Source organism: Streptomyces subrutilus (assembly GCF_008704535.1).
GTDB classification, from domain to species: domain Bacteria; phylum Actinomycetota; class Actinomycetes; order Streptomycetales; family Streptomycetaceae; genus Streptomyces; species Streptomyces subrutilus.
In genome coordinates this window covers 1,668,369-1,693,748 of record NZ_CP023701.1, presented here as the reverse complement: position 1 = coordinate 1,693,748, position 25,380 = coordinate 1,668,369, and the positions used below count along the sequence as shown (strand labels likewise).

Below are 25,380 nucleotides of genomic sequence, written 5' to 3'. Positions count from 1 at the left end.
GACCGACCTGAGTGGGACCGTGGTGGTCAGGAGCCTGACGGCTGGGCGCGTCGGCGGTCTGGGCCGGTGAGGATGACGCGGGTGGTCATCTCTGCCAGACGGGAGGCGACGCGGTCCCCGACTGCGTTGCGGAGTTCCGCGATGGGCAGGTTGGTGGTGATCAGGGTCGGGAGCATCTCGGTGTAGCGGCGGTTGATCAGCCGGTACGTCAGCTCCTCGGTCCACTCGGACTGCTTGGCCGCGCCGAGGTCGTCCAGGATCAGCAGCGGGCACCGGCCGAGCTCTTGGATCTCCCGCTCGGGGTCGTGGTTGGGCCGGGGCCGGAGCTGGGCGTAGAGGTCGGCGGAGGTGACCGCCTGCCAGCGCAGGCGTACTCCGGCGGCCAGCAGCGAGCGGACGGCTCCAGGCCTGATGTGTCTTGCCGATGCCGGTGGTTCCGGCGATCAGCAGCGAGGGGCCGTAGGCGATGCCCCGGGTACCGGCCGGCCCGTTCCGCCCGGCGCCGGTGACCGCCTCCACCCAGCCCAGGACTTCGGGTTGGGTGGCGAGTGCCTCGCGGTAGCGGGGCGGGATGCGGCGGTCGGCGAGTTCCAGGGCGGTCACCGGCTCCACCGTGGGCCCGGCGGGTGCGGTGTCGGGGTCGATGCCCTTGGCAGCGAGGATGGCCTGGAGACGGGCTGCCAGGGCGCCAGCACGCTGGGGTTCGCGGGTCGCGGTGGTCACAGCTGGCCTCCGTAAGCGGCTTCGGCGTCAACGGGGTTGGTGTACGGCTGAGGGGCCCTGCGGGCGCCAGCAGTGGCCTGGGGCGGGTTCATGGCCTCGTTGACCAGGCTGGGCAGCAGACTCGGGTAGAGGCTCTTCAGGCGCATGCGGTCGACTCCGGCTCGGATGTGGTCCGGGTCGATGCCTTCGTGCAGCAGCTTGCTGATTTCCCGGCCGACGTGGCCCAGGACTTTCCCCGGAGGGCGCTTCCCGCACGCGGCGGCGTACTCGGCGACCAGTTGCTGGGCCGTTGCGGTCTGGGGTGTGGCGGGGGCGCTCGCACCTCCCAACGGAGATCCTAGATCCATGATCCTAGGTCCTAGATCCGGACCGTGAGGGCTCGGCGCAGACTCCCGCACCTCCCCCTGATGCTGCACGGAGGGCTCACTGAATCCGCCCTGACCTGCGGATACGGGGATCGGTGACGTGGCATGAGGTGCGGGCTCCAGGGCGGGTGCCTGATGGTGCACGGACGGCTCACGGAGCCCTCCCTGCGCCAGCGGTGAAGTCAGGGGTACCCGGCCGCCGTCGTGGTAGGGGCAGTTCGGGTGCCGGACACCGCTGGGGCGGTTGACCTTCTGGTGCTTGGAGAAGGTCACGATGTGCAGGTACCGCTTGCCGTCTTCCTCGCCCTCGTACCGGCAGATGAGTTCATTGCCGGCGAGCTGGGTGAGGTCGTCCTCGACCTCGATCGGGCCGTGTTCGGGGCGCAGGGACCACAAGAGGCCCGCGATGACGGCGGACTGGTCACGGAACCGGCCGTGGTCGTCGGCCTGGGTGAGCAGGCCGAAGAACGTCCGCTCGGCGGTGATGCTGACGGCGGCCAGCGATTCGGAGCTGAAGGCTTCCGGCTTGATGGTGCGGATGCGTGCCATGCCTATCGCCCCGCCTTCGTCTGCTGCTGGGACGGCGACGCCGGGGTGGGCGCGGGTGTGCGGACGGCTGCTTCGGCCGTACTGTTGGGCATAGACTTTCCTCAGATCCGTTCAGGAGTGGGCGGTTTGGACAAGGGACTCCCATCGGCTCTCGGCGCTGCAACGCCGGGAGCCGATTCCTTTGTCGGGGGTGCTTAGCCAAGACAGCCACACCCGGCCCGCGCAAGTCCAGCGAATCCGCACTCGAAAAGTGTCAGATCGCATCGCTGATCGCGAACGTCTTCACAGTAAGTGCGAATCCCCGGTTGACCAAAAAGTCGACGGCATGGGGAGAGCGGCGAAGGTCGCACCCCGAAAGCCATTGACCGGAGTAGGCGAGGCGATCTATGTTTCCGCCGCCCGGAGCCGCTGATGCTGTGCACACCTCTGTGGTCCGAGATGGGTCGTAGCTCCGCAATGGCCGCCTATGCGGGAATCGGCAGTTCGTTCTCCGCGAAACGGGCCCCAAAAGTCCCATGTCTGGGCTTCCGCGATTACGTGAACCCGGGAACCCGAGCTACAACAGACGCATGCCCCGAAGAGCTACGGAAATCGGTCCCGCCGGAGAACGGACCGCCGGCGCCATCGAGCGCGTGCGCACCTCGCGCGGGTTTGCCCAGCGCGAGCTCGCTGCCCGGGTGACCGAGCTCGGCCACCCCATGACCAACACCATGCTGTCCCGCATCGAACGGACCCGCCGACGCTGCGACGTGGATGACCTCGTCGCCATTGCGGCCGCCCTCGGTGTCTCCCCACTCGCCCTGCTCCAGCCCGCGACGTAGGGGGCTGGGATGGGGTGTGCGGTGACGCCGCCCCGGCTTATACCCGACGATCCCCGGTCAGCCAAACCGGGGATTCTCCAGACCATTGAAGTAGTCCGCTCCACCTGCCTGACAGCAAGCGGGGGCGGGCTTGTCATGCCCGATGTCCGTCGCCGCAGGTTGCCGACGGAAGACCCCGAAGGTTCGATACGTGCGAAGTGTTGCTTGTGACAGTGAATTGCTGGCGAATGTCCGCACGTCTCCCCGCGTGTCGCCGCTGGAGAGGGGTTTTCTGAACGTGGGTGAAGCCGCCGAATACCTGGGGCTGTCGCCCGCCACCCTTTACGTGCGGCGGCACCGTCGCCAAGGTCCGCCGAGTTTTCGGATGGGGCGGAGCGGACGTGTGATGTACCGGATCCAAACACTTGACGAGTGGATCCGGGAACAGGAGCGGGCGGACTCCCGCAGCAATGCCTCCCTAAGCCCGGTGAATGCTGCCCCGCAGCGCCGTGCCGGGTATCCGGCCACGACCTGACTGATCTGCCCGGCCTTACCGCCCGACCTACGCCCAACCCTTACTCCGAGGAATTCTTTGGCTGGCTATATCGAAGACCGTTGGATCAAAAAGAAGAAGGATCTCGTCACCGGGAAGCGTGAGCGTACGACCCGCTACGGCAAGGGGTCCCGATATCGTGTCGCTGGAATCCCGGGCGTCCGGGACATGTCGTTCGACGTGCTGGAGGACGCCAAGGGGTGGCTCCGGCGGTCCGGCACCGACAGCGAACGAGGCGAGTTCGTCGACCCGCGCGACGGCTCCATCACCTTGACGGACTTCGTCACGCGCCACTGGCGCGCCGGCGTTCGCGGCGCGCCCGGCACGGTCAAGCGAGTTGACGAGCGTGTACGACTCCACATCCTTCCGCACCTCGGTGCGGTGGCGCTGCGCGACGTGTCGGCGACCGTCCTGCGCGGCTACATAGCCACGCTCGAAGGCGAGTGCTCTCCGCGGTACGCCCGGCAGATCCTCACCTCGCTGTCGAACATCTTCGAGACCGCGATCGATGACAAGCGCCTCGTCCGCAACCCGATGCGGGCCAAGACGGTGCGTTGGCCGAAGGCCCCCGACGAGGATCGTGACGCGTGGCCGCTGGCAACGGCGCAGCGGGTACGGGACGTGATCAATCCTCGCTACCGGATCGCGGTCGTCGTCGCGGTGGGGTGTGGGCTGCGCCAGGGCGAGGTGTTCGGGCTGTCGCCGAGGGACATCGACTTCGAACGCGGCGTCATCCGAGTGCGCAGGCAGGTCCAACTTCTTTCCGGGCGCCTCTACTTCGCCCTGCCCAAGGGTGGCAAGACGCGCATCGTCGACATGCCCCGGTCGGTGGCCACGGAACTGGCCGCGTACTTCCTCGACCATCCGGCCGTCGACGTCGAACTCCCCTGGGGCGGACCGGAGCCCGACCGGGAGAAGCAGAGCTTCCCGCTCGTCCTCACGACGACGTACGGCAATGCCATCCGCGCCAACATCTTCAACGACGAGGCCTGGAAGCCGGCCCTCGCCGCGGCCGGAGTCATTCCCGCGCGGGAGAAGGGTGCGCGGTGGAAGGCTTCGCGCAAGGACGGCTTCCACGTGCTCCGGCACACTTACGCCTCGGTCCTCCTCGAAGCGGGCGAGTCCATCGTCACGCTCGCTCGGTGGCTCGGTCACTCAAGTCCGACCATCACCCTCGACCACTACGCCCACTTCATGCCGGAGGCTGGCGGCAAGGGCCGCGCGGCCATCGACGTACTGCTCGGCACGGTGCCCGAGTACGTACCTGAGGGCCTCGTCTCCTCTCACGGCAGCATCTGAGAGCCCGTACCGACGGCGGTCGCCTGCGCCAGGCAATGTTCCAGCCCCGCCGTTACCTCCGCCTGGTCCGGGCTGTCCTCGGTCGCCAGAAGTTCCCCGGCCGTAACCATGGCCGCCCAGAACTCGGGAGGTGAGCCCCGCCCGTCCCGGAACCGGGTCTGCGCGAAGAGCAGGAAGATCTTCGTGAGCTCCCCGGTACGAAACCAGGGGATCATGCCGCCAGGAAAGCCTCCGCGGGCGCAGGCGGCAGTCCACAACAGGTTGCGGATTCGCTCGCCGCGACCGTCCAGCACTTGGTCCACGACGAACACGTGCCCACAGGCGAGGAGCATGGCGACGATGTCTTCCTCTCCCGCCTCGAACTCGTCGAAGAGGGGCCGTGCCTCGTGGATTCGAGCTTCGGCGTCCGGCCGGGACACTCCCAGGGCCAGACATAGGGCCAACGCGCAGGCGTCCCAGTCGCCGGTGCGCGCGGCCAGTTCGGCGAAGACCTCCTCCTCGCCCTGTCCGGCGGCCAGCATCTCGCGGGCCTCCAGAACGAGCGCGTCCCCGCCTTCCCCGTGCTTCATGGCCAGAGGCTACAGCGATGCTCGAACGCGACAGAGGGGCGCGGTGACTTGAGCGTTCCGTCATTCCCGCGATTCCGGCTGGTCGTGCAGGTGACGACGCTGGGTTCAGCGGCAGAGGTCCATGATGGTGTCGTCGAAGTTGGGGAACTCCCGGGTCGCCAGCTCGATCACGGCTGCCGCCGACCGGCGCTGGTGCGGTGCGAATCCTTCGGCGATGGCTGCCAGCTCCGGATTGGGCTGCGCCTTCCAGTCCGGCTCGTAGGACGTGGCGGCTTCCCAGGGGCCGAAGCCGTCGGCGAGTAGCCACAGGAAGTCGCCCAGGTCGCGTGCTACGACACCGGTCTCGCCCTCGGAGCCGAGGAAGACGATGGGCTGCTCGGCCAGAGGGCGGCTCGGGCGGATGAGCCAGATCGCCGCGTACCCGCCCGTGCCGTCTTGTCCGAACACGCGGAAGTCGTTGCCGTCCAGTTCGCTGTTCCCGGTCCATGCCTGGAACCAGTCGGTGGTCTCGGCAGCGGACAGGAAGGCCGGGAAGGGTTCGAAGTCGACCCCGGTCTTCCCGTCGGCGTAGTCGAATCGAACGGCCATCGCGGTGGCGAGCGCGGCGGGGAACTGGCGGTCATCGGTGGGCTTCACGGAGACAGGCTAGACAGGGGGTCGGACATCGACGCCCCACGGGCAAGGTCGTTGGACGACTGCCGGCTTGTAGTCGTCGGGGGAGACAGGACAGGCCTGGTCGCGACAACGGGTGGCACAGCATCTGCTGTGCCACCCGTTGTCGTTACCCTCCGCAATCGCGTGCCGTCGAAGGTGGTCGGCGGTGCGGGAGGGCTGGCCCCAAGGGCCGGGGGAGTGCCCGGCATGGGTGGGCTGCGGATTCTCCCCAGATTCTCCCCAGGGGGTCCTGCGGGCCACTTCTCGGCTTTCGCAGGAGCTAAGTTGATCAATGGTGCTGCTGTGCGATCTACAGCCAGTCGCGCTTCTTGAAGATGACGTACAGGCTGACGCAGACCACCGCCATCAGTAGGATCGCGAAGGGGTAGCCGGCCGCCCACTTCAGCTCGGGCATGGTCTCGAAGTTCATGCCGTAGATGGTTCCCACCAGCGTGGGTGCAAACAAAATGGCCGCCCACGAGGAGATCTTCTTGATCTCCTCGTTCTGTTCGAAGCCGGCTTCGGCCAAGGCGCGCATTTCGGCGTTCTGTTGTTGGGAGACCAGGGTGGAGTTCACCGTGAGGATCTCCGTCAGGGCCTGGCGGAAGCCGTCGACGCGTTCGCTGGTGTGCGTGACGTGGTCCGCCACGTCGCGGAGGTAGCGTTGCAGTTCCTCGTCCGTGCGGTACTTGGCGAAGCCGGCCATCAGGTTGTTGAGCATGCCGACCAGGGGGCGGGTCGCGCGTTGGAACTCGACCATTTCGCGCGAGAGTTCGTAGATGCGGCGCGAGACCGCCGGGTCGCCGCGGAAGACTTCCGTCTCGATCTCGTCGATGTCCGTCTGGACGCCCTCGACGACCGGGGCGTAGCCGTCGACCACCGCGTCGAGGATCGCGTACAGGGCCGCCTCCGGTCCCAGGGAGAGGAGTTCGGGGGTCGCCTCCATGCGGCGGCGGACGCTGGAGAGGTCGGGGGCCGCGCCGTGGCGGACCGTGATCAGGAAGTCGGGGCCGACGAAGACGTGGAGTTCGCCGAAGTCGACCTCCTCCAGGGCGTCCACGTAGCGGGCGGCGCGCAGGACGACGAAGAGGGTGTCGCCGTAGCGTTCGAGCTTGGGACGCTGGTGGGCTTCCAGGGCGTCCTCCACGGCGAGCTCGTGGAGGTTGAACTCGGCGGCCAGGGAGTGCAGTTCGGGTTCGGTCGGACGGTGCAGGCCGATCCAGGCCATCCCGTCGGGCTGTTCGCGCAGCTGCCGGAAGGTCTCGGCCAGGGTCGCGGGGGAGGCGACCCGCCGGCCGTCGCGGTAGACGGCCGAGTCCACCACGCTGCGGTGGTCCGCGGGCGGGGGCGCCTGGGGTGCGGGCGGCTGGGTGTCCGGGGGGCCCGCGGGGGGTGCGGAGGCGGGGGAGGCGGGTCGGCGCCAGCCCGCGCGCTTCGCGGCGGCGGACGGTGACGAGCGGCGGTCTGGACGCTCCGGCATCGCAGGTCAGCTCCCGGTCGAACGTGTGTTTACGGGCAAGAGGCAGGATATACGGCAGAAAGGGGCGGGAGGTGATGGTCTCGTCTTCGGACCGGTCGTCGTGCCGGTTCTGTCCGACCGGGTGCGCGTTCGTCCGTCCGTCCGCCCGTCCGCCCGTCCGCCCGTCCGCTCGCCTGCCCGTCCGCCCGCCCGCCCGCCGGATCGGGCGCGCCCGCCCGGCCTGTACGTTCGGCCCGTCGCGCCTCGGGCCGCAGGTCCGAGCGTCCGTGCGGTGGCGGCTCCTGCCGTCGCCCTCCTCGCCCCTCCTCGCCCTGCTCGTGTCCTTTCCGTCCCCCGGACCGTGGACCATGGCTGGGTGCGCGTCCCCCGGGCCCCGCTGCGGTCTCGCCGTGCCCCGCGGGCGCCGTCCGGTCGCCGCGCCGTCCGGGCCCGCGCCCCCGAAACCGGCCGGTGGGGCTTGCGGACGGACGGTGTCCGCGAGGGCCGTTAGCGTGGGCGCATGGTCTCCAGGACAACGCGTCCCGTGCTCGACGCCCGCGCGCTCAACCGCGCCACCCTCGCCCGGCAGCTGCTGCTCGGCCGCGCCGGGATGGCCGCGCGGGACGCCGTGGGGCACCTGGTCGGGCTCCAGGCGCAGAACGTGAAGCCGCCGTACTTCCAGCTCCACGCCCGCCTCGCCGGTTTCGCCCCCGCCGAGCTCGCCGGGCTCATGGAGTCCCGGCAGGTGGTCCGGATGGTCACCCTGCGCTCCACCCTCCACACCCACACCGCCCACGACGCCCGGACCCTGCGGCCGCTGGTCCAGCCCGCCCGGGACCGTGAGGTCAACCAGTTCCGCAAGGGACTCGTGGGCGTCGACCCGGCGCGGTTGGCCGACCACGCCCGCGCCTTCGTCGAGGACGAGCCGCGCACCATGGGCGAGATCCGCGCGGAGTTGTTCGCACGCTGGCCGGACGCCGACCCCCGGTCCCTGGCCGTCGCGGCCCGCTGCCTCCTCCCGCTGGTCCAGGTCACCCCGCGCGGAGTGTGGGGGCGCAGCGGGCAGGTCCGGCTGACCACCGTCGAGCACTGGCTGCGCGAGGCCGACGCGCCCGCGTCACGCGCGACGCACACTGCACCCGACGCGCCCGCGTCACCCGCCGCACCCGGCTCACCCGCGGCACCCGGCTCACCCGCGGCACCCGGCTCACCCGCGGCACCCGGCTCACCCGCGGCACCCGGCTCACCCGCGGCACCCGGCTCACCCGCGGCACCCGGCTCACCCGCGGAACCCGGCTCGCCCGCGGAACCCGGCTCGCCCGCGGCGCCCGCGGCGCCGTCCGTCGACGACGCGGTCCTGCGCTACCTCGCCGCGTTCGGCCCCGCCTCCGTCAAGGACATGCAGGTCTGGGCCGGTCTGACCCGGCTGAAGGAGGCCTTCGAGCGGCTCCGCCCGCGCCTGGCGGCCTTCAGCGACGCGAACGGCGTGGAGCTCTTCGACCTGCCCGACGCGCCCCGACCCGACCCGGACACCCCCGCGCCGCCCCGCTTCCTCCCGGAGTTCGACAACCTCCTCCTGTCGCACGCGGACCGCACCCGTGTGATCGCGCCCGAGGTCAAGGGCCGCACCTGGACGGGGAACCAGGCCCACCGCACCCTCCTCGTCGACGGCTTCGTCGCCGGCCTGTGGAAGCCGTCCACGGAGGGGGACGCCGGCGCCGACCTCGGCTCCGGGATCACGGTCGAACTCTTCGGCGCGGTCCCGAAAGCGACCCGGGACGAGATCGTCGCCGAAGCGGAACTGCTGGTCACCACGATGGGCGGCGCCCCGGCGGGCGCCCGCGGCCCGGTGCGCTTCGCGTCAATCCACGGCTGACGCCGCTCTGGTGGTCCCCGGGCGGTACCGGGCACGATGCCTGGCATGACGACCGACGACCGTACGCAGAACAGCGCCACCGCCCAGTTCCTGGCCGCGCGGGACTTCCTGCTGGAGCGCCGGGGGGACCACGAGGCCGCCCTCGCCGGTTTCACCTGGCCGCGCCCCCGCCACTTCAACTGGGCCCTGGACTGGTTCGACCACATCGCCGCCGACAACGACGCCGACGCCCTGCGCATCGTGGAGGACGACGGCACCAGCTCCGCCCTCACCTTCGCGGAGCTCTCCGCCCGCTCCGACGCGGCCGCCAACTGGCTGCGCGCCCAGGGCGTCGCCCCCGGCGACCGGATCCTGGTCATGCTCGGCAACCAGCGCGAGCTGTGGGAGGTCATGCTCGGCGCGATGAAGCTGCGCGCCGTCGTCATCCCCGCCACCCCGCTGCTCGGCGCGGCCGACCTGCGCGACCGGGTCGAGCGGGGCCTCGTGCGGCACGTCGTCGCGCGCGCCGAGGACACGGCCAGGTTCGACGAGGTGCCGGGCACCTACACCCGGATCGCGGCCGGCTCCCGGGTTCCGGCCGGCTGGCGGCGCCTGGCCGACATGGACGCGCAGGGCGGTCCGGCCGACGGCCCCGGGGCCGGGCCGTTCGCCGGTCCCTTCGTTCCCGAAGGGGAGACCCTCGCCACCGACCCGCTGATGCTCTACTTCACCTCCGGCACCACCGCCCGCCCCAAGCTCGTGGAGCACACCCACGCCTCGTACCCCATCGGGCACCTCTCGACCATGTACTGGATCGGGCTGCGCCCCGGCGACGTCCACCTCAACATCGCCTCGCCCGGCTGGGCCAAGCACGCCTGGTCCAACCTCTTCGCCCCCTGGAACGCCGGCGCGACCGTCTTCGTGCACAACTACACCCGCTTCGACGCCGAGCGGCTGATGGAGACGATGGACCGGCACGGCGTGACCACGTTCTGCGCGCCCCCCACCGTGTGGCGGATGCTGATCCAGTCCGATCTCACGAAGCTCGCCCGGCCCCCGCGCGAGGCGGTCGCCGCGGGGGAGCCGCTCAACCCGGAGGTGATCGAGAAGGTCCGCGCCGCCTGGGGGGTCACCATCCGCGACGGGTTCGGCCAGACCGAGACCACCCTCCAGATCGGCAACTTCCCCGGCGTACCGGTCAAGCCCGGCTCCATGGGCCGCCCGGCACCCGGCTACGGGATCGTCCTGCTGGACCCGGTCACCGGCAAGGAGTCCGCGGACGAGGGCGAGCTGTGCGTGGACCTGCGCACCCGGCCCGCCGGGGTGACCACCGGCTACCGCGACGACCCGGAGCGCACCGCGGCCGCCATGGCGGACGGGCTCTACCGCACCGGGGACATCGCCTCGCGCGACGCCGACGGGTACCTCACCTACGTGGGGCGGTCCGACGACGTCTTCAAGGCCTCCGACTACAAGATCAGCCCGTTCGAGCTGGAGAGCGCCCTGCTGGAGCACGAGGCGGTCGCGGAGGCCGCCGTCGTCCCGGCCCCCGACGCGCTGCGGCTCGCCGTACCGAAGGCGTACGTCACGCTCGCGGAGGGCTGGGAGCCGGGCCCCGACACGGCCCGCGCGTTGTTCGAGCACTCCCGTACGGTCCTGTCCCCGTACAAGCGGATCCGCCGGATCGAGTTCGGCGAGCTGCCGAAGACGGTCTCCGGCAAGATCCGCCGGGTGGAGCTGCGCGAGCTCACCGAGGCCGGCTCGACCGGGGAGTACGACGAGGCCGACCTGACCTGACCTGACCTGCCTGATCCCCATCCCTCGGCCCGCCCCGCCCGCCCCGGTCCGGGCGGACCGGATCCGGGCGGACCGGATCGGGGCGGACCGGATCGGGCTACGCGGGCAGGTGGGCCTCGATGGCGGCGATGACCTCGGGGGCCTCGGGCTCGGTGCGCGGGCGGAAGCGGGCCACGACCTCGCCGGCGGGGGAGATCAGGAACTTCTCGAAGTTCCACTGGATGTCCCCGGCCTCGCCGTCCGCGTCGGGCGTCTTCACCAGCTCCTGGTAGAGCGGGTGCCGGTTCTCGCCGTTGACCTCGGACTTCTCCAGGATCGGGAAGGTCACGCCGAAGCCGGCCGCGCAGAACGTCTGGATGTCCTCGGCGTTGCCGGGCTCCTGCTCGCCGAACTGGTTGCAGGGGACGCCGATGACGGTGAAGCCCTTGGCCTCGTACGCGAACTGCAGGCGGGCCAGGCCCGAGTACTGCGGGGTGAGCCCGCACTGGGAGGCGGTGTTCACCAGCAGGATCGCCTTGCCCTTGTGCGCCCCGAGGGTCGTGGGCTCGTCGGACAGGGTGGTCAGCGGGATGTCGTACAGGCTCATGGGGGCTCTCCTCGGCAGGTGATCGGGAAGGACTGGGGGACGGAACAAGAGAAGGACTGAGGGTAAGGACTGAGCGACGGATGACGGGCCGGCCGGCGGGACGGGTCCGCGCGCGGACGCGGCACGCCACCGAGACTAGGGCCCCGTCGCGACCAGGCGGTCCGCCGGGTCGTTGACCGGCTGCGGCGTGCCCGTCAGGTCCATGATGAACAGGGGCACACCCAGCTCCTCCGCCCGGGCCCGGGCCTCCTCCGTGTAGCCCGCCAGCGAGAAGTAGACGCAGGCCGCGGACGCCGTGAGCCCGTTCAGCCAGACGCACTCCACCGCCCGCGCCCCGGCCGCCGCGGTGCTCGGGTCCACCTGAGCCACCAGCCCCGGCGCCCGCAGGTCCACCGCCGCCGAGGGGGCCGGGTGCCCGTCGGGCCGCCGGACGTCCGGGAAGCCGAGCCAGCTCAGGTACAGCGCGGCCGCGGCCACCGCGTCGCGGGCCGTACGGATGGTCACGGGCCGGAACGCGGGCCGCGGCGGCCGCCGGCCGGGCACCGACGGGGCCGCGGAGCCCGGGCGCGCCCCGTCGCCCCGCGGGCCCCGCTCGCGGTCCGGGTCGGGGTCCGACCCGCGGTCCGGGTCGCGCGGCGGCAGTACGGCGAGCTGCGCCACCGTGCCGCAGTCACCGCAGCCGACCTCGGGCCGCGGCCACTCGCCGTCCTGCCCGCAGGCGGCGCACCGCACCGTCACCCAGCTGTCCGCCCAGCTCCGCCGGGTCAGCACCACGGGCGGAACCGCCCGGTCCAGGGGTGCGGCGACCGGACTGCCGCAGGCGCAGGGGAACACCGGGACGGTGTAGCCGTTCTCGCGCAGGCACCCCGGGCAGCGCACCGGTACCGCTTCCGCCATGAGTTCCGCGTCCCCTCCGTCGTCGTGCGTGCGTCCATGGTCCACCACCCGTGACGGTGCCGGGGGAGGGGACCGCGGATCAGCGGCCCACGGGCCCGCGACCAGCGCGGCAGGAGCGCGGTACGAGCCCGGCGGCAGCCCCGTACGAGCCGCCGCGCGCGCACGACCGGGCCGCGCCGCCCCCCCCGGCAGGCCCCCCGGGAGGGCCCCGATTCGTGCAACACACGGAAGCCGGCGCGGCTTTTGGTGGCATCGGGGGTTCCCCACCGCCTTGACGTGTGCGAGGTCGCCGCTTAGCTTGTTCCGTATAGCAGAACAATACTTCCGGATTACGGAAAAGCCTGACCGTCAGACCCGCAGGAGACCTCGATGCCTCGTATGACAGCCGCCGCCGCTGCAGTGGAGATCCTCAAGCGTGAGGGCGTTTCGCAAGCGTTCGGCGTGCCCGGCGCTGCGATCAACCCGTTCTACCGCGAGCTCAAGAACGTGGGCGGCATCAACCACACGCTGGCCCGCCACGTCGAGGGTGCCTCGCACATGGCCGAGGGCTACACCCGTACGTCGCCCGGGAACATCGGCGTCTGCATCGGTACGTCCGGCCCGGCCGGCACCGACATGATCACCGGCCTGTACTCGGCCATCGCGGACTCGATCCCGATCCTCTGCATCACCGGTCAGGCTCCGGTCGCGAAGCTCCACAAGGAGGACTTCCAGGCCGTCGACATCGCCTCGATCGCCAAGCCGGTCACCAAGGCCGCCACCACGGTCCTCGAAGCCGCGCAGGTCCCCGGCGTCTTCCAGCAGGCCTTCTACCTGATGCGTTCCGGCCGCCCCGGCCCGGTCCTCATCGACCTGCCGATCGACGTGCAGCTGACCGAGATCGAGTTCGACCCCGACCTGTACGAGCCGCTGGCCGTGCACAAGCCCGCCGCGACCCGCAAGCAGGCCGAGAAGGCCATCCAGTTCCTGCTGGAGTCCGAGCGTCCGCTGATCGTCGCCGGTGGCGGCATCATCAACGCCGACGCCTCCGACCTGCTGGTCGAGTTCGCCGAGCTGACCGGTGTCCCGGTCATCTCCACCCTGATGGGCTGGGGCGTCATCCCCGACGACCACGAGCTCGCCGCCGGCATGGTCGGCGTCCAGACCTCGCACCGCTACGGCAACGCGACGTTCCTGGAGTCGGACTTCGTCCTGGGCATCGGCAACCGCTGGGCCAACCGCCACACCGGTTACAACCTGGACGCCTACCTCGGCGACCGCACGTTCGTCCACGTGGACATCGAGCCCACGCAGATCGGCAAGATCTTCGCCCCCGACCTCGGCATCGCCTCCGACGCCAAGGCCGCGCTGGAGATCTTCATCGAGGTCGCCAAGGAGCTCAAGGCCGAGGGCAAGCTGCCCGACTTCAGCGCCTGGGTCGCCTCGCACCTGGAGCGCAAGAGCACCCTGCAGCGCCGTACGCACTTCGACAACATCCCGATGAAGCCGCAGCGCGTCTACGAGGAGATGAACAAGGCCTTCGGCCCGGAGACGCGCTACGTCACCACCATCGGCCTGTCCCAGATCGCCGGCGCGCAGATGCTGCACGTCTTCAAGCCGCGCCACTGGATCAACTGCGGCCAGGCCGGCCCGCTCGGCTGGACCATCCCGGCCGCGCTGGGCGTCGCCACCGCCGACCCGCAGACCCCCGTCGTCGCCCTCTCCGGCGACTACGACTTCCAGTTCATGCTGGAGGAGCTGGCGGTCGGCGCGCAGCACAAGATCCCGTACGTCCACGTCCTGGTGAACAACGCCTACCTCGGCCTCATCCGCCAGGCGCAGGGCGGCCTGGGCATCAACTTCGAGGTCAACCTCGAATTCGAGAACATCAACGCTCCCGAGCTGGGCGTCTACGGCGTCGACCACGTCAAGGTCGTCGAGGGCCTCGGCTGCAAGGCGATCCGCGTCACGGACCCGAACGAGCTGGGTGCCGCCCTGGAGGAGGCCAAGAAGCTCGCCGCGGAGTTCAGCGTCCCGGTCGTCGTCGAGGCCATCCTGGAGCGCGTCACCAACATCTCGATGAGCAAGACGGTCGACATGAGCGACGTCACCGAGTTCGAGGAGCTGGCCACGGAGCCGGGCCACGCCCCGACCGCGATCAGGCCGCTCGCGGTCTGATCGCCCGTACGCCACGCACGCCGGCCCCCGTCCCTCCTCGAAGGAGGGACGGGGGCCGGCGTGCGTCGTGCGGACCGCGGGCGGCCGGGCGGCGCTACTCGGCGAGGGGAGGACGGGGGCCGAGCTCCGCGTCCACCGCGCCGGTCAGCAGCTCGCGGGCCCGGTCCAGGGTCACAGAACCGCTCAGCCAGCGTTCGCTGAGCCCCTCGACCAGCGCGGTGAGCCGCTCGGCCACGTCCAGCGGCTCGGCGCGCAGGTCGGCGAGGCCGGCCGCCTGCGCGGCGGAGACGGCCTCCGCCGCGTCCTGGGACCAGCAGCGGGTGGACTCGGCGAGCGCGGCCCGCAGGTCGGCGTCGAAGACGGCGCTGGCCCGCAACTCGCCCCAGGCGATGCTGTTCTCGCGGACCCGCGGGAGGTCCTGGAGCTCGCCCAGCAGGAGCTGGAGGAGGACCGTACGGGCGTCCTCGGTGTCGGCATCGGCCAGGGCCTCGTCCGTGTAGCCCGTGGCGCGGTCGCTGATGAAGGCCAGGGTGCGCCGGACCAGGCCGGCGCGGTCCTTGAAGTGGTAGTAGATCAGCGCGGTGGAGACCCCGGCCTCGGCCGCCAGCTCCTCGACGCGCAGCCCTCTGACTCCGTTGCGCGCGATGACGCGCACGGCTGCTTCCAAGATCAACGACTGGCGGTCTGCCACGCTCGCTCGTACCCTTCGGCCGGTTACCCCTTGACTGATCTTTAAGTCAGGGCACACGATAGCCGCCGTCCACTACCCTGACCGGATCTTCAGTCCGCTCGTTCCCGACGGCATGCGCAGGCGCCCCGGGCACGACAAAGCGCCGAGTCACGGGACCGTCCGTGACTCGGCGCTCTGGTTGGTGACCGCCCGACGGGGCGAGGCTGGCGCGACAGGACGTTCGCACCGCCGGGCGGAGTGGAAGGCTCCTCCCGGTACAGGGGGCTCTGTGCGTGGCCCCCTGCACGGAGAGGAGAGTGGCTGGGACCGTGGCGAGCGGCGACGAGAACTCCGGCGTCGTCTCCCTCAGGTCAAGAGACGGGCCTCGGAACCCATTACCACCGCACTGGCTCGCTCGCGCGCCACGGTCCTCGTCCTGCCCTCACCGCGTACCACCCCTCATCCGGGTCCGCGGTTCGGGCTCGGTACCCGGGGCCTGACCTCCCGTCAGACCCCCGGTACAGCTGTGGGGCTCAGGCGTCGCGCAGGGCGCGCACGGCCTCCTCGACGCGCTTGCCGTAGTCGGCGTCCGCGGCGTGGAAGTGAGCCAGGTTCTTCTCGATGACGTCCTCGATGGTGACCTGGGACAGGCCGCCCGCGATGTTCGCCACCAGACGCTGCTTCTCCGCCTCCGACATCAGGCGGAAGAGCTCGCCGGCCTGGAAGAAGTGGTCGTCCTTGGTGTGCAGCGGGGCCTCGTGGGTGCCCGTGTAGCCGTTGACGGCCTTCGGGGCGCCGAGGGCGAGGCCGGTCTCGGCCGGACCCTGGTACGAGTTGGGCTCGTAGTTCTTGTCGTGGCGCGAGCCGTTGCGCAGCGCCATGACGCCGTCGCGGCCGTAGTTGTCGGCCTTCGTCGCCTTCGGCGCGTTGACCGGCAGCACGGTGTGGTTCACGCCGAGGCGGTAGCGCTGGGCGTCGGCGTAGGCGAAGAGGCGGCCCTGGAGCATCTTGTCCGGCGAGGCGGTGATGCCCGGGACGAAGTTGTTCGGGGAGAAGGCGGACTGCTCGACCTCGGCGAAGACGTTGTCCGGGTTGCGGTCGAGGACCAGACGGCCCACGCGCTGCAGCGGGTAGTCGCTGTGCGGCCACACCTTGGTGACGTCGAACGGGTTGAAGCGGTAGTCCGCGGCCTCGGCGGCCGGCATGACCTGGACGTAGAGGGTCCAGCTCGGGTGCACGCCGCGCTCGATCGCCTGGAGCAGGTCGGTCTGGTGCGAGTTGCCGTCCTTGCCGACGAGCTCGGCGGCCTGGTCGCTGGAGAGGCTGCGGATGCCCTGGTTCGTCTTGAAGTGGTACTTGACGAAGAAGGCCTCGCCCTGGGCGTTGGTCCACTGGTAGGTGTGGGAGCCGTAGCCGTTCATGTGGCGGTAGGACGCGGGGATGCCGCGGTCACCCATCAGCCAGGTGATCTGGTGCGTCGCCTCGGGGGCGTGCGCCCAGAAGTCCCAGACGTTGTCCGGCTCCTGCTTGCCCGTGAAGGGGTCGCGCTTCTGGGAGTGGATGAAGTCGGGGAACTTGATCGGGTCCTTGATGAAGAACACCGGGGTGTTGTTGCCGACGAGGTCGTAGTTGCCCTCTTCGGTGTAGAACTTGAGCGCGAAGCCGCGGGGGTCGCGTACCGCGTCCGACCCGCCGAGCGAGTCGGCCACGGTGGAGAACCGCAGGAAGGTCTCGGTCTTCTTGCCGACGGTGTTCAGGAACGCCGCGCTGGTGTACGCGGTGACGTCGTCGGTCACCTCGAAGTGGCCGTACGCCGCGGAGCCGCGGGCGTGGACCACGCGCTCCGGGATGCGCTCGCGGTTGAAGCGGGCGAGCTTCTCCAGGAGCTGCTGGTCCTGGACCAGGAGCGGGCCACCGACGCCGGCGGTAGCGGAGTTCTGGTTGTCGGCGACCGGGGCGCCAGACTCGGTCGTCAGCGTGCGCTTCGACATGGTGACCTTCCGTACGGGGACTGCTGACGGAAATCGTCTTCCGTCATGCGAAACAGCCTAATTTCGGCGTGATCGCGACGTCAACAGTTTGTTGAAATGAAAGAGGAGGGGAGGTGATCCGGACGGTGCCGGCGCCTTGGGCGCGACAGGACAGGTGTCAGCACCGGCACCATCCGGAAACTCGGGTCCCCGCGAGGGGGAGGGGCGGCCCAAAAAGCGGGCCGCGGGCTCAGATCTGGGCGCCGGAGAGGCGCTCGACCGCACGGAGCAGGGCGGAGTGGTCCAGGCCGCCGTCGCCCTGGGCGCGCAGCGAGGCGACCAGCTGGGCGACGACCGCGCCGACCGGCAGGGCCGCACCGACGTTGCGGGCGGCGTCGGTGACGATGCCCATGTCCTTGTGGTGCAGGTCGATCCGGAACCCGGGCTTGAAGTCGCGGTTCAGGAAGTTGTCCTTCTTGCGGGTCAGGACCGTGGAGCCGGCCAGGCCGCCGTTGAGGACGTCCAGGGCGGCCTGGAGGTTGACGCCGGACTTCTCCAGGAAGACCACGGCCTCGGCGCACGCCTGGATGTTCACCGCGACGATGAGCTGGTTGGCGGCCTTGACCGTCTGACCGGAGCCGTGCGGGCCGCACAGGACGATGGTCTTGCCGAGGGCCTCCAGGATGGGCAGGGCCTCGTCGAAGTCGGCCTGCTCGCCACCCACCATGATCGACAGCACGGCCTCGATGGCGCCGGCCTCGCCGCCGGACACCGGGGCGTCGATGACGCGGATGCCCTTCTCGGCGGCGTTCTTGGCGAGGTCGATCGAGGTCTGCGGGGTGATCGACGACATGTCGACGATCAGCGCGCCGGACTTCGCGTTCTCCAGGATGCCGTTCTCGCCGTACGCGATGGCCTCGACCTGCGGGGAGGCGGGCACCATCGTGATGACGACGTCGGCGTCCTCGACGGCCTCGGCGATCGAGCCCGCGGCGGCGCCGCCGGCGGCGGCCAGCCGGTCGAGCTTGTCCTGCTCCAGCGTGAAGCCGGTGACCTGGTAGCCGGCCTTCAGGAGGTTCTCGGCCATGGGCGAGCCCATGATTCCGAGACCGATCCAGGCGATCTTGGGGAGGTTGCTCATGATGAGGGTCCTTCTCTTAATGCTTCGTACGAAAAGTTCACGACGTGTCCGGCGGATCGTCCGGACGGGGCCCGCTAGCGCGCGGCGCGGGCCTCGGCCGGCAGCCACGCGAAGGAGGCGGCGGCGTCGGCGGCCTTGTACTCCAGGCCCACCCAGCCCTCGTATCCGGCCTTCTTCAGCTGGTCGAGCAGCTCTTCGAGCGGCAGCTCGCCGGTGCCGGGGGCACCGCGTCCCGGCTTGTCCGCGATCTGGACGTGCCCGGTCTTGGCGGCGTACTTTTCGATGACCTCGGAGAGGTCCTCATCGTTCATCGCCAGGTGGTACAGGTCGAGCAGGAACTTGGCGTTGCCGAGGCCGGTGGCCTCGTTCACCTTGTCCACCACGTCGATGCCGGCCGGGGCGCTCACCAGGGGGTAGAGCGGCGACTCGGGCTTGTTGAGGGTCTCGATCAGGAGGATCGCGCCGACGCGGTCCGCGGCGCGGGCGGCCACGACCAGGTTCTCCAGGGCGAGCTCGTCCTGGGCGGCGGGGTCCACGCCTTCGACGCGGTTGCCGTAGAGGGCGTTCAGCGCCTTGCAGCCGACCGAGGCCGCGAAGTCGGCGGCCACGTTGATGTTGGCGTTGAAGCGGTCCGACTCCGCGCCGGGAACCGATACCGCACCGCGGTCGGGGCCCGGCAGCTGTCCGGCGTAGAAGTTCAGCCCCACCAGCTGGGTGCCGGCGTCCTCAAGAGCCTTCTTGAGGGCGTCGAGCTCCGCCTGGGCGGGGGTGGGGGTCTCGATCCAGGGCCACCACAGCTCGACCGCCGTGAAGCCGGCCGCGGCGGCAGCCGCGGGACGCTCCAGGAGCGGGAGTTCCGTGAAGAGGATCGAAAGGTTCACATCGAAGCGCTGGTCCGTGTATCCCATGAGGGGTGTGCGCTCCTTCCGTATTGCGGAAGTTAGTTTCTGCTTGATGGAAGACTGCATGCGCCTCCCCGTGGATGTCAAGTGCGGGCTCACGGAAAATCCCGACCGCGGGGTAGCTTGACCGCGTGCGATTGAGAGTGGAGTTCACGACCGAGCCCTTCGACCTCGAAGAGGCCCCCGCCCACGCCGTGGCCGCGCGCGAGGTCATCCAGCGGGCCGAGCTGGACGCGGTGGACGTCGGCCCCTTCGGCAACACCGCCGAGGGCGAGGCCCGCGAGGTCCTCGACGCGGTGGCCGCGCTGCTGCGCGGCTCGCTGGAGGCCGGGGCCACGCGCGTCTCGCTCCAGGTCAACGTCATCGGGGAGGGCGCGCAGTGACCGAGCCCCGCGACCATCCCTTCGTCGCCGCCGTCAAGCCGCTGGTGGACGCGATGGGCGGCGAGCTGATCGAGCCGTCCCTGGCCCAGGCCGACGACGTCGTGCTCGCCTGGGAGGGGGAGGATCTGTTGGCCGTGCGCCTGCCCCAGCTCTCCGACTCGCTGGACCACATCCTGGCCGCCCTCCAGCGCCGGCACGGCGTACCGTTGTCGGAGCTGGACCGGAAGGCGAAGCAGGACGTCGTACGGGTGCTGGAGGCGCGGGGCGCCTTCTCCGTGCGGCACGGTGTGGAGACGGTCGCGGGGGCCCTGGGCGTAAGCCGCTTCACGGTCTACAACTACTTGAACAGGGAAAACCCCAACAAGAACAGCCGCCAGTGAACGCCGCCTGACACACGGTGACGAGCCGCCGCCCTATTCATCCGGGCGGCGGCTTTTGTGTACGCGAAGTTTCAACAAAGTGTTGACGCCGTGTTGTCGAAGGCGTTAGCTATGCGCAGCCCGTCAAGCAACAACAGGCCACGGAGGCCTACCGTGACTTCGAGTCCGACCCCGGGTCTCACCCGGTTCAACGCGCTGGACGACGGCGCGGCCACGGCCGAACTGCACGAGGTTTGCGCCAGTTCGGCCTGGGGCGGCAAGCTCCTCGCCCAGCGCCCCTTCGCCACCACCGACGCCCTGTTCTCGGCCAACGAGTCCGCCATGGCGGAGCTCACCGCGGAGGACCTGGCCGAAGCGATGAGCGGCCACGCGCCGATCGGCCGGCCGAAGCCCGGAGACCCGACGTCCGCCCGCGAGCAGCGCGGCATGGCCGGTGCCTCGGAGGAGCTCAAGAACGAGCTCCTCGAACTGAACCTGGCCTACCAGGAGAAGTTCGGCCACGTCTTCCTCATCTGTGCCACCGGTGCGACCGGTGCGTTCATGCGGGACGCGGTGAAGGTCCGGATCGAGAACTCGCCGGAGCAGGAGCGGGAGACCGCCCGCGGCGAGCTCGTCAAGATCAACAAGATCCGCCTGACCCGCCTCGTAGAAGAAGGAGCGTGAGCATGAGCACCGAGACCACCGCGTCGGTGTCCACGCACATCCTGGACACCAGCATCGGCAAGCCCGCCGAGGGCGTCGCCATCTCGCTCTCCGCCCGTACCGGCCTGGACGGCGAGTGGGCGGCCCTGGGCGGTTCCGCCACCGATGCGGACGGGCGCTGCAAGGACCTGCCGGCGCTGCCGGAGGGAACCACCCACGTGCGTCTCGATTTCGAGACCGAGACGTACTTCTCCAAGAAGCAAGCCGAGGCGCAGCAGGACGCCCCCCGCGTAAGGGACAGCGGTGCGTTCTTCCCCGAGGTCACCATCACCTTCGCGGTGAACCCGGGCGAGCATTACCACGTACCGCTGCTGCTCAACCCGTTCGGCTACTCCGTTTACCGAGGGAGCTAGCAGACATGCCCACGATTCTCGGCCAGAATCAGTACGGGAAAGCAGAGAACCGCGTAGTCAAGATCACGCGGGACGGCGACACCCACCACATCAAGGACCTCAACGTCTCGGTCGCCCTCTCCGGCGACATGGACGACGTCCACTACTCCGGCTCGAACGCCAACGTGCTGCCGACGGACACCACCAAGAACACGGTGTACGCGTTCGCCAAGGAGCACGGCATCGAGTCCGCCGAGCAGTTCGGCATCCACCTGGCGCGCTGGTTCGTCAACAGCCAGGAGCCGATCCAGCGGGCGCGCATCCGGATCGAGGAGTACTCCTGGGACCGGATCGCCACCTCGGACGCCAACTCCAAGTTCATCGGCTCCGACGAGGTGAACCACTCCTTCGTCCGCCAGGGCATGGAGACCCGGGTCACCCAGGTCACGTACGACGGCACGAACTGGGAGGTCATCTCCGGCCTCAAGGACCTCGTCGTCATGAACTCCACGAACTCCGAGTTCTGGGGGTACGTGAAGGACAAGTACACGACGCTGAAGGAGGCCTACGACCGCATCCTGGCCACCCAGGTGTCGGCCCGCTGGCGCTTCAACTGGTCCGATGACGAGCAGCGGATGCCCAACTGGGAGAAGTCCTACGCCGAGGTCCGCAAGCACATGCTGCAGGCCTTCGCGGAGACCTACTCCCTGTCGCTGCAGCAGACCCTGTACCAGATGGGTTCGCGCATCATCAACCACCGTTCGGAGATCGACGAGGTCCGCTTCTCGCTCCCGAACAAGCACCACTTCCTCGTGGACCTGGAGCCCTTCGGGCTCAAGAACGACAACGAGGTCTACTTCGCCGCGGACCGCCCCTACGGTCTGATCGAGGCCACCGTGCTCCGGGACGGCGTCGACGCACGCATTCCCGTGGACATGACCAACCTCTGATGCGGCACACGTGTCCCGGGGCTCCGCAGTGGCCCCGGGACACGACACCAGCCACTTCCTGAATCGGCACCCGGACGCAACACACGGGGCGGCAGTACTGTCAGCTGTCAAGGCCCCCGGCTCCGGCACTCAAATCCCCAGGGTTTTGCCGTGCCCGTACCGCCACTGAAAGCACGAGGAAGTCCCATGGCAGCATCGTCAGCCCTTGACGGCGCCGTAGAGCGCATCGTCATCGAGAACTGTGCGATTGCGACCGTCGACGCGAACGACACCGAGTACGCCTCGGGCCACGTGGTCGTCGCCGGCAACAAGATCGAGTCGATCGGAGCGGGCAAGGCCCCCGAGAACCTCGACAACGTGGTCCGCCGCATCGACGGCACGGGTCACCTCGTCACCCCGGGCCTGGTCAACACCCACCACCACTTCTACCAGTGGATCACGCGTGGTCTGGCCACCGACCACAACCTCTTCAACTGGCTCGTCGCGCTGTACCCGACGTGGGCGCGCATCGACGAGCAGATGACGTACACGGCCGCGCAGGGCTCCCTCGCGATGATGGCCAAGGGCGGCGTCACCACCGCCATGGACCACCACTACGTCTTCCCCAAGGGCTCCGGCGACCTCTCCGGCTCGATCATCCGCGCCGCGTCCGAGATGGGCGTCCGCTTCACCCTCGCCCGCGGTTCGATGGACCGCAGCGAGAAGGACGGCGGCCTGCCCCCGGACCACGCCGTCGAGACCCTCGAAGGCGCGCTCGCCGACACCGAGGCGACGGTCAAGCGCCACCACGACTACTCCTTCGACGCGATGACCCAGGTCGCCGTCGCCCCGTGCTCCCCCTTCTCGGTCTCCACCGAGCTGCTCAAGCAGGGCGCCGAACTGGCCCGCCGCCTCGGTGTGCGGATGCACACGCACGGCAGCGAGACCGTCGAAGAGGAGCAGTTCTGCAAGGAACTGTTCGGCATGGGCCCCACCGACTACTTCGAGTCGACCGGCTGGCTCGGCGAGGACGTGTGGATGGCGCACAGCGTCCACATGAACGACTCCGACATCGCCGCGTTCGCCCGCACCAAGACCGGCGTGGCGCACTGCCCGTCGTCCAACGCCCGACTGGCCGCCGGCATCGCCCGGGTGCCGGACATGCTGGCCGCCGGCGTCCCGGTGGGCCTCGGCGTGGACGGCACCGCCTCCAACGAGTCCGGCGAGCTGCACACCGAGCTGCGCAACGCGCTCCTGATCAACCGCCTGAACCCGGTCCACCGCGAGCGCGCCCTGAACGCGCGCCAGGCCCTGCGCCTCGGTACGTACGGTGGCGCCCAGGTCCTCGGCCGCGCCGACAACATCGGCTCGCTGGAGGTCGGCAAGTGCGCCGACCTGGTCATGTGGAACCTGAGCACCCTGGCCCACTCCTCCATCGCCGACCCGGTCACCGCGCTCGTCTTCGGTGCCGCCGCTCCCGTCACCCTCTCGCTGGTCAACGGCAAGCAGATCGTCGAGGACAACCGACTCCTCTTCGCCGACGAGGACGCCATCGCCGCGTCCACGCGGGAAGAGGCCCAGCGCCTCGCGCGCATCTCCGCGCAGGCCTGATCCCCGGAATCCGGCCGGGGGGGACGGCCCCCGGCCGGCGGCCGCGGACCCGAGCGGGGTCCGCGGCAGCCGCTCCCGGGGCAGCGCCTGAGGACATCCGAAGGCGCCCCCGGGTGCGGTGAAGCGTGCCACGCGCGCGTACACCCGCACCGCGCCACTGCCACGGCACCTCCAGCTTCCGCGCACGGACACCCGGTGCGCCCGATGTGAGGCGAAACGTTTCCGTACCCCGGAAACCAGCGCGTTCCCGATGTCCCGGAAACCTCCGGCACCGCCCGGAGCACCGCACGCCACCCGGAACACCCGCAGCACCCGCGATCCCGCAGCACCCCGCGGTCGCCCGCGGCGCCCTGGAGCACCCGCAGCGCTCCAGTCGCGCCACCCACAACCGAATACCGCTCGACTCGCACCGCTTTCGCACCACCTCCAAGACACCCACGTCCCTGCCGACGTGTTACCCGACCGGAGGAAGCCGTGGCCTCAACGCCCAGGTTTCGCAAAGACGCAGTCGCAACACCGGAGGAGAAGCACCCGGTCGATGAGACCCTGCCTCCGCTGAAAATGTTCACGAGCGGTCTCCAGCACGTCGCCGCCATGTACGCAGGTGTCGTAGCACCGCCCATGATCGTCGGTCCGGCCGTCGGTCTCTCCGCCACCGAGACGGCCTTCCTGATGGGGGCCTCCCTCTTCACCGCGGGCCTCGCCACCCTCCTCCAGACCCTCGGGTTCTGGAAGATCGGGGCCAAGCTCCCCTTCGTCAACGGCGTCTCCTTCGCCGGCGTCACCCCGATGATCGCCATCGGCAAGGGTGAGGGGGACAACGCCATCCCCGTCATCTTCGGCGCGATCATCGTCGCCGGCGTGGTCGGCTTCTTCGCCGCCCCCTACTTCGGCAAACTCGTCCGCTTCTTCCCGCCGGTCGTGACGGGAACGGTCATCACGCTGATCGGCGTCTCGCTCCTGCCGGTGGCCTTCAACTGGTCGCAGGGCGGGAACAAGACCGCCACCGACTACGGCTCGATGCAGAACATAGGCATGGCCGCCGTCACCCTGGTGATCGTCCTGCTGATGCGCAAGTTCCTGCGCGGCTTCCTCCAGCAGATCGCCATCCTGCTGGGCCTGGTCGTGGGCACGCTGATCGCGATGCCGCTCGGCATGACCAGCTTCGACACCATCAAGAACGCCTCCGTGGTGGGCTTCCCGACCCCCTTCCACTTCGGGGCCCCGCAGTTCCAGGTCGCCGCCATCATCTCGATGTGCATCGTGATGCTGGTCTGCATGACCGAGTCCACCGCCGACATCCTGGCCCTGGGCAAGATCGTGGGCCGGCCGGCCGACGCGAAGACCATCGAGGGCGGCCTGCGCGCCGACACCCTCGGCAGTGCGCTGAGCCCGCTGTTCAACGGCTTCATGTGCAGCGCCTTCGCCCAGAACATCGGACTGGTCGCCATGACCAAGGTCCGCAGCCGGTTCGTCGTCGCCGCGGGCGGCGGCATCCTGATCCTGCTCGGACTGTGTCCGATGGCCGCCTCGGTCATCGCCCTGGTGCCGCTGCCGGTCCTCGGCGGCGCGGGCATCGTCCTCTTCGGGTCGGTCGCGGCCAGCGGCATCCAGACCCTGGCGGGCGCGGCCATGGAGAAGGGCGAGAACGCCCTGATCGTCGCCGCCTCCGTCGGCATCGGCCTGATCCCGATCGCCGCGCCGGGCTTCTACCACGCCTTCCCGAAGGACCTCCTGGTCGTCCTCGACTCCGGCATCAGCACCGGCTGCGTGGTCGCCATCCTGCTGAACCTGGCCTTCAACCACCTCGGCACCAAGAAGGACCCGGCCGAGCTCACCGCGCCCGAACCGGTGCCGGTGCACTGACGGGCGGTCCGGCCGCAGGCCCCCGCCCGACCGACACGGCGGTGCGCACGCCACCCACTGCGGGTGTGGCGTGCGCACCGCCGTTTCAGGGTGCGGGAGCCGCAGCCGGCGCGGGCAACACCCCGTCCGGTCCGTGCCCGGGGTGTTGCGGCAGCGGACGGCGGCGGTGGGGGCCTGGCCGCGGCCACCGCCCCCGGCCGGTTCGCGAGCCGCGGCGCCAGCGCGTCGCGC

General features: G+C 70.0%; 23 protein-coding genes and 1 pseudogene. 13 read left to right on the top strand and 11 right to left on the bottom strand.

The window, feature by feature from the left end; translation table 11 throughout:
* Positions 1-26: 26 nt before the first annotated feature.
* Positions 27-723 (bottom strand): annotated as a pseudogene (locus tag CP968_RS07385) (ATP-binding protein).
* Complete coding sequence (locus CP968_RS07380) at positions 720-1,637, bottom strand: hypothetical protein (RefSeq protein ID WP_150517230.1); 918 nt, start codon at positions 1,635-1,637, stop codon at positions 720-722. Before CP968_RS07380 ends, CP968_RS07385 begins: the two are co-directional and overlap by 4 nt.
* 569 nt (positions 1,638-2,206) lie before the next feature.
* Between CP968_RS07380 and CP968_RS07375 the strand changes: the two genes are divergently transcribed.
* The 3 genes from CP968_RS07375 (at position 2,207) to CP968_RS07365 (ending at position 4,289) form a co-directional block, all read left to right on the top strand.
* Entirely contained in the window at positions 2,207-2,458 is a 252-nt protein-coding gene (locus tag CP968_RS07375) for a helix-turn-helix domain-containing protein (RefSeq protein WP_150517229.1), read from the top strand.
* Positions 2,459-2,600: 142 nt separating this feature from the next.
* Positions 2,601-2,972 (top strand): helix-turn-helix transcriptional regulator, encoded by a 372-nt coding sequence (locus CP968_RS07370; protein ID WP_150517228.1) that lies wholly within the window; start codon positions 2,601-2,603, stop codon positions 2,970-2,972.
* 57 nt (positions 2,973-3,029) lie between these two features.
* On the top strand, positions 3,030-4,289 hold the full coding sequence (locus CP968_RS07365; RefSeq protein WP_189828851.1) for a tyrosine-type recombinase/integrase: 1,260 nt from the start codon (positions 3,030-3,032) through the stop codon (positions 4,287-4,289).
* Here CP968_RS07365 and CP968_RS07360 read toward each other — a convergent pair.
* From CP968_RS07360 to CP968_RS07350, 3 genes are all read right to left on the bottom strand, one after another.
* Positions 4,274-4,858, bottom strand: a complete 585-nt coding sequence (locus tag CP968_RS07360) for a hypothetical protein (RefSeq protein WP_150517227.1) — start codon at positions 4,856-4,858, stop codon at positions 4,274-4,276. The two genes, CP968_RS07365 and CP968_RS07360, sit on opposite strands and share 16 nt — an antisense overlap.
* A 105-nt stretch (positions 4,859-4,963) precedes the next feature.
* Positions 4,964-5,494: an SMI1/KNR4 family protein gene (locus CP968_RS07355; RefSeq protein WP_189828852.1), complete on the bottom strand. Its 531-nt coding sequence runs from the start codon at positions 5,492-5,494 to the stop codon at positions 4,964-4,966.
* Between the two features lie 328 nt (positions 5,495-5,822).
* Positions 5,823-6,992, bottom strand: coding sequence for a magnesium and cobalt transport protein CorA (locus CP968_RS07350; protein WP_150517226.1), 1,170 nt, complete (start codon positions 6,990-6,992; stop codon positions 5,823-5,825).
* Between the two features lie 499 nt (positions 6,993-7,491).
* On the opposite strand from CP968_RS07350, the gene CP968_RS07345 reads away from it, so the two are divergent.
* Both CP968_RS07345 and CP968_RS07340 read left to right on the top strand, forming a co-directional pair.
* Complete coding sequence (locus tag CP968_RS07345) at positions 7,492-8,847, top strand: winged helix DNA-binding domain-containing protein (RefSeq protein WP_150517225.1); 1,356 nt, start codon at positions 7,492-7,494, stop codon at positions 8,845-8,847.
* A gap of 45 nt (positions 8,848-8,892) precedes the next feature.
* Complete coding sequence (locus CP968_RS07340; protein ID WP_150517224.1) at positions 8,893-10,623, top strand: AMP-binding protein; 1,731 nt, start codon at positions 8,893-8,895, stop codon at positions 10,621-10,623.
* A 97-nt stretch (positions 10,624-10,720) separates the two neighbouring features.
* Here the strand turns inward: CP968_RS07340 and CP968_RS07335 are convergent, their stop codons facing one another.
* Together CP968_RS07335 and CP968_RS07330 are read right to left on the bottom strand one after the other, a co-directional pair.
* The gene (locus CP968_RS07335; protein WP_150517223.1) at positions 10,721-11,209 is read right to left on the bottom strand and encodes a glutathione peroxidase; all 489 of its coding nucleotides are present in this window, start codon (positions 11,207-11,209) and stop codon (positions 10,721-10,723) included.
* A gap of 135 nt (positions 11,210-11,344) precedes the next feature.
* Positions 11,345-12,106, bottom strand: a complete 762-nt coding sequence (locus CP968_RS07330; protein ID WP_150521785.1) for a hypothetical protein — start codon at positions 12,104-12,106, stop codon at positions 11,345-11,347.
* A gap of 369 nt (positions 12,107-12,475) precedes the next feature.
* On the opposite strand from CP968_RS07330, the gene gcl reads away from it, so the two are divergent.
* Positions 12,476-14,263 carry a glyoxylate carboligase gene (gene gcl / locus CP968_RS07325; RefSeq protein WP_189828854.1) on the top strand — a complete coding sequence of 596 codons (1,788 nt, stop codon included), beginning with the start codon at positions 12,476-12,478 and terminating at the stop codon, positions 14,261-14,263.
* Positions 14,264-14,357: 94 nt separating this feature from the next.
* Here gcl and CP968_RS07320 read toward each other — a convergent pair whose 3' ends face one another.
* From CP968_RS07320 to CP968_RS07305, 4 genes are all read right to left on the bottom strand, one after another.
* Complete coding sequence (locus CP968_RS07320) at positions 14,358-14,954, bottom strand: TetR/AcrR family transcriptional regulator (RefSeq protein WP_150517222.1); 597 nt, start codon at positions 14,952-14,954, stop codon at positions 14,358-14,360.
* A gap of 512 nt (positions 14,955-15,466) precedes the next feature.
* Entirely contained in the window at positions 15,467-16,924 is a 1,458-nt protein-coding gene (locus CP968_RS07315; RefSeq protein ID WP_150517221.1) for a catalase, read from the bottom strand.
* Between the two features lie 229 nt (positions 16,925-17,153).
* Positions 17,154-18,044: a 2-hydroxy-3-oxopropionate reductase gene (locus tag CP968_RS07310; RefSeq protein WP_150517220.1), complete on the bottom strand. Its 891-nt coding sequence runs from the start codon at positions 18,042-18,044 to the stop codon at positions 17,154-17,156.
* Between the two features lie 74 nt (positions 18,045-18,118).
* Positions 18,119-18,952: a TIM barrel protein gene (locus CP968_RS07305; RefSeq protein WP_150517219.1), complete on the bottom strand. Its 834-nt coding sequence runs from the start codon at positions 18,950-18,952 to the stop codon at positions 18,119-18,121.
* A 125-nt stretch (positions 18,953-19,077) separates the two neighbouring features.
* Between CP968_RS07305 and CP968_RS07300 the strand changes: the two genes are divergently transcribed.
* The 7 genes from CP968_RS07300 to CP968_RS07270 all read left to right on the top strand — a co-directional run bounded on the left by CP968_RS07300 (position 19,078) and on the right by CP968_RS07270 (position 25,149).
* A complete protein-coding gene (locus tag CP968_RS07300; protein WP_150517218.1) occupies positions 19,078-19,329 on the top strand; it encodes a YkoF family thiamine-binding protein in 252 nt (83 codons plus the stop codon).
* The gene (locus CP968_RS07295; protein WP_150517217.1) at positions 19,326-19,709 is read left to right on the top strand and encodes a helix-turn-helix domain-containing protein; all 384 of its coding nucleotides are present in this window, start codon (positions 19,326-19,328) and stop codon (positions 19,707-19,709) included. The genes CP968_RS07300 and CP968_RS07295 overlap by 4 nt, the downstream gene beginning before the upstream one ends.
* A 153-nt stretch (positions 19,710-19,862) precedes the next feature.
* A complete protein-coding gene (gene uraD, locus CP968_RS07290; RefSeq protein ID WP_150517216.1) occupies positions 19,863-20,372 on the top strand; it encodes a 2-oxo-4-hydroxy-4-carboxy-5-ureidoimidazoline decarboxylase in 510 nt (169 codons plus the stop codon).
* Positions 20,373-20,374: 2 nt separating this feature from the next.
* Positions 20,375-20,764: a hydroxyisourate hydrolase gene (gene uraH / locus CP968_RS07285; protein ID WP_030715205.1), complete on the top strand. Its 390-nt coding sequence runs from the start codon at positions 20,375-20,377 to the stop codon at positions 20,762-20,764.
* 5 nt (positions 20,765-20,769) lie between these two features.
* A complete protein-coding gene (gene pucL, locus CP968_RS07280) occupies positions 20,770-21,693 on the top strand; it encodes a factor-independent urate hydroxylase (protein WP_150517215.1) in 924 nt (307 codons plus the stop codon).
* 186 nt (positions 21,694-21,879) lie between these two features.
* Positions 21,880-23,283: an 8-oxoguanine deaminase gene (locus tag CP968_RS07275; RefSeq protein ID WP_150517214.1), complete on the top strand. Its 1,404-nt coding sequence runs from the start codon at positions 21,880-21,882 to the stop codon at positions 23,281-23,283.
* Between the two features lie 474 nt (positions 23,284-23,757).
* The gene (locus CP968_RS07270; RefSeq protein ID WP_150517213.1) at positions 23,758-25,149 is read left to right on the top strand and encodes a nucleobase:cation symporter-2 family protein; all 1,392 of its coding nucleotides are present in this window, start codon (positions 23,758-23,760) and stop codon (positions 25,147-25,149) included.
* Positions 25,150-25,380 lie beyond the last annotated feature (231 nt).

Excerpts from the sequence above, each read along its gene's own strand:
- CP968_RS07380 (WP_150517230.1), bottom strand. The coding sequence starts at position 1,637 with ATGGCACGCATCCGCACCATCAAGCCGGAAGCCTTCAGCTCCGAATCG.
- CP968_RS07375 (WP_150517229.1), top strand. The coding sequence starts at position 2,207 with ATGCCCCGAAGAGCTACGGAAATCGGTCCCGCCGGAGAACGGACCGCC.
- CP968_RS07370 (WP_150517228.1), top strand. The coding sequence starts at position 2,601 with ATGTCCGTCGCCGCAGGTTGCCGACGGAAGACCCCGAAGGTTCGATAC.
- CP968_RS07360 (WP_150517227.1), bottom strand. The coding sequence starts at position 4,858 with ATGAAGCACGGGGAAGGCGGGGACGCGCTCGTTCTGGAGGCCCGCGAG.
- CP968_RS07350 (WP_150517226.1), bottom strand. The coding sequence starts at position 6,992 with ATGCCGGAGCGTCCAGACCGCCGCTCGTCACCGTCCGCCGCCGCGAAG.
- CP968_RS07345 (WP_150517225.1), top strand. The coding sequence starts at position 7,492 with ATGGTCTCCAGGACAACGCGTCCCGTGCTCGACGCCCGCGCGCTCAAC.
- CP968_RS07340 (WP_150517224.1), top strand. The coding sequence starts at position 8,893 with ATGACGACCGACGACCGTACGCAGAACAGCGCCACCGCCCAGTTCCTG.
- CP968_RS07335 (WP_150517223.1), bottom strand. The coding sequence starts at position 11,209 with ATGAGCCTGTACGACATCCCGCTGACCACCCTGTCCGACGAGCCCACG.
- CP968_RS07330 (WP_150521785.1), bottom strand. The coding sequence starts at position 12,106 with ATGGCGGAAGCGGTACCGGTGCGCTGCCCGGGGTGCCTGCGCGAGAAC.
- gcl (WP_189828854.1), top strand. The coding sequence starts at position 12,476 with ATGCCTCGTATGACAGCCGCCGCCGCTGCAGTGGAGATCCTCAAGCGT.
- CP968_RS07315 (WP_150517221.1), bottom strand. The coding sequence starts at position 16,924 with ATGTCGAAGCGCACGCTGACGACCGAGTCTGGCGCCCCGGTCGCCGAC.
- CP968_RS07310 (WP_150517220.1), bottom strand. The coding sequence starts at position 18,044 with ATGAGCAACCTCCCCAAGATCGCCTGGATCGGTCTCGGAATCATGGGC.
- CP968_RS07305 (WP_150517219.1), bottom strand. The coding sequence starts at position 18,952 with ATGGGATACACGGACCAGCGCTTCGATGTGAACCTTTCGATCCTCTTC.
- uraH (WP_030715205.1), top strand. The coding sequence starts at position 20,375 with ATGAGCACCGAGACCACCGCGTCGGTGTCCACGCACATCCTGGACACC.
- pucL (WP_150517215.1), top strand. The coding sequence starts at position 20,770 with ATGCCCACGATTCTCGGCCAGAATCAGTACGGGAAAGCAGAGAACCGC.
- CP968_RS07275 (WP_150517214.1), top strand. The coding sequence starts at position 21,880 with ATGGCAGCATCGTCAGCCCTTGACGGCGCCGTAGAGCGCATCGTCATC.